Genomic DNA, 2,105 nt, shown 5'->3' with positions numbered 1-2,105 from the left:
GTTGATAGCAAAAAATAAACTGACTTTTATGCTGATAGATCTCAGAATAGTGAAAATTTAAGAATGATAACAGAGACTAAGTTATGCAAAGTAGTAATCCGATCTTAACCCGTGTAGAGACGGTATCCAATTATCAACAACCCATGACCATTCAAGGCGCGATTCAGAAATCAGTTGTATTAACTGTGATTTCTGCAGCGGTGGGTATCGCGCTGTTTATTTATAGCTTTATGACTTTAAATGTCTCACTCGCTTATGCCAGTGCGATGGTGGGGGCGATTGGTGGATTCATTCTGGCACTCATTACTACTTTTAAGCCGAATACTGCTCGAACTTTGGCTATTCCATATGCTTTATTTCAAGGTGCATTTTTAGGGGGGATTTCAGTCATATTTCAACTGAAATATCCTGGTGTTCCTTTAAAGGCTTTGCTCGCAACATTTGTCACGACTTTGGTGATGTTCGCGCTTTATCGTTTTCAAATTATTCGTGCGACTGAGAAATTTAAAGCGGTTGTGTTGTCAGCCACCATTGCGATTGCGATTGTATTTGTTCTCCAATTTATTATGAGTCTAGCTTTTGGTTCGAGCATTCCATATATATTTGATAATAATTGGCTAGGTTTAGGATTTGCAGCTTTTGTCGCCATTATTGCATCATTAAATCTAATTTTAGATTTCGACCTGATTGAAAATGCCGCAGCTCAATATGCGCCTAAAGCGATGGAATGGTTATGTGGAATTGCCTTATTAGCCACTTTAGTTTGGATGTATTTCTCTTTCTTGCGTTTAATTGGTCTACTGTCTAGTAATGACTAATGTCGTTCAGCTAAGGCGTGTAAAAAGATCAGACTGATGTCTGATCTTTTTTTAGCGTCTAATTCGGTTTAACAATTTTTTGAAAAAAGATGCATTATGCAATTTCGTAAATGCTCTAGACTTGGCATCATGCATGAAAATTAATTTAAGTGAGAGTCACATGGCACAAGGACTATTAGCAGGTAAACGTTTTTTAATCGCGGGTGTTGCGAGTAAATTGTCGATTGCATTCGGTGTTGCAGAAGCTTTACACCGTGAAGGTGCAGAATTGGCATTTACCTATCCTAATGAAAAAATGAAGAAGCGTGTTGATGACTTTGCTGAACAGTTTGGTTCAAAACTAGTTTTTCCATGTGATGTTGCTGTTGATGCTGAAATCGAACAGGCATTTGCTGAATTAGCAAAACATTGGGATGGTTTGGATGGCGTAGTGCATTCAATTGGTTTTGCACCAGCACATACTTTAGATGGTGATTTTACTGAAGTTACTGATCGTGAAGGTTTTAAAATCGCGCATGACATCAGTGCCTATAGCTTTATTGCCATGGCTCGTGCGGCAAAACCACTTTTAACTGCTCGTCAGGGCTGTTTGCTCACACTCACTTACCAAGGTTCAGAGCGTGTGATGCCAAACTATAATGTTATGGGATTGGCGAAAGCATCTTTAGAGGCTGGCGTTCGTTACTTGGCTTCAAGTTTGGGTGCTGAAGGAATTCGTGTAAATGCGATTTCAGCTGGTCCAATTCGTACGCTTGCGGCTTCAGGTATCAAGTCTTTACGTAAGATGCTTGATCTGAATGAAAAGGTTGCACCTTTAAAGCGTAATGTCACGATTGAAGATGTAGGTAATGCGGCATTGTTCTTGTGTTCACCATGGGCGAATGGTATTACTGGCGAAATTTTATATGTAGATGCTGGTTACAATACGGTGGGTATGAGTGCAGATTTAATGCTAACAGAATAAATCTCATCTTAGTAACAAATAAAAATCGGCAATTTATTGCCGATTTTTTTACATTTTTTAAAGTTCATTTATGTAACCAAGACTAGGTAAATCGTATTTTTTTTGATTAAATATTAAGAAATTATTTAGCCTTATTAAATTATAAAAGACAGATAATAACCATGCTTGCCAACATCTTTTCGGCATTGGAACAGCTCGGTCTAACCGCCCAAAACAGAGCCCTCCACATCCAATTCAGTCATTCACAACTGAATAGCCAAGTCTTCCTACAACGCATCGATGGCAGCCATGCCCTTAACGAAGGCGTGCAAGCAGAACTCATC

Annotated in this window: 3 protein-coding genes; all 3 read left to right on the top strand. The window is 38.9% G+C overall.

The window, feature by feature from the left end:
• Positions 1–83: 83 nt before the first annotated feature.
• A complete protein-coding gene (locus tag CL42_RS15905; RefSeq protein ID WP_035270860.1) occupies positions 84–818 on the top strand; it encodes a Bax inhibitor-1/YccA family membrane protein in 735 nt (244 codons plus the stop codon).
• A 160-nt stretch (positions 819–978) separates the two neighbouring features.
• Entirely contained in the window at positions 979–1,782 is an 804-nt protein-coding gene (locus CL42_RS15900; RefSeq protein WP_035270862.1) for an enoyl-ACP reductase FabI, read from the top strand.
• A gap of 161 nt (positions 1,783–1,943) precedes the next feature.
• Positions 1,944–2,105, top strand: a 162-nt coding sequence (locus CL42_RS17785) for a hypothetical protein (protein ID WP_416202032.1), incomplete at its 3' end; no start/stop codon positions are given.

The sequence above is a fragment of the Acinetobacter sp. Ver3 genome, assembly GCF_000632455.1.
GTDB lineage: Bacteria > Pseudomonadota > Gammaproteobacteria > Pseudomonadales > Moraxellaceae > Acinetobacter.
This window is presented reverse-complemented; position numbering and strand designations above follow the sequence as displayed.

What these genes read in the sequence shown, in the direction of transcription:
- CL42_RS15900 (WP_035270862.1), top strand. Translation starts at nt 979, where the DNA reads ATGGCACAAGGACTATTAGCAGGTAAACGTTTTTTAATCGCGGGTGTT.
- CL42_RS15905 (WP_035270860.1), top strand. Translation starts at nt 84, where the DNA reads ATGCAAAGTAGTAATCCGATCTTAACCCGTGTAGAGACGGTATCCAAT.